This is a genomic window from Allokutzneria sp. NRRL B-24872 (assembly GCF_002155965.1).
Lineage (GTDB): Bacteria > Actinomycetota > Actinomycetes > Mycobacteriales > Pseudonocardiaceae > Allokutzneria.
Genome location: NZ_MUMH01000218.1, coordinates 1 through 586 on the forward strand (window position 1 = coordinate 1; position 586 = coordinate 586).

The 586-nt window shown below is 70.1% G+C and carries 1 protein-coding gene; it reads left to right on the forward strand.

Features of this window, described 5'->3' with window-relative positions:
- A partial coding sequence (locus CCN37_RS36165; protein ID WP_371505600.1) for an ABC transporter permease occupies window positions 1-586 on the forward strand: 586 nt, incomplete at both ends.

Genomic DNA, 586 nt, shown 5'->3' on the forward strand with positions numbered 1-586 from the left:
CGCTGTCGGTGGCCTCGTACATGACCGGCGTGGCGCAGCTGACCGCCACCGGCACCATCCAGACCGCGCTCGTGCTGGCCATCCCGATCCTGCTCGCCGCGCTCGGCGGCCTGTGGGCGGAACGCGCCGGTGTGATCAACATCGGCCTCGAAGGCATGATGATCATGGGCACCTGGGGCGCGGCCTGGGCCGGCTACCAGTGGGGCCCGTGGGTGGCCGTGCTGGCCGCCGCGGTGTTCGGCGCGATCGGCGGCCTGGTGCACGCGGTCGCCACGGTCACCTTCGGCGTCAACCACATCGTCTCCGGTGTGGCGATCAACCTGCTCGGCGCCGGTCTGACGAAGTACCTGTCGACGCTGCTGTTCCAGCCGGTGTCGAACAACCCGCGCGAGTCACCGCCGGTGTCCAAGTTCGACACCTACTCCATGCAGCCGCTCTCGGACTGGCTCGCGGACCTGGAGAACATGCAGCGCGTCGGCCTCTCCGACGTCGCGGGCGTGCTGCGCGGGCTGGTCACCGGGATCTCCCCGCTGACCATGCTGGCGCTGCTGCTGGTCCCGGTCAGCTACCTGGTGCTCTGGCGCAG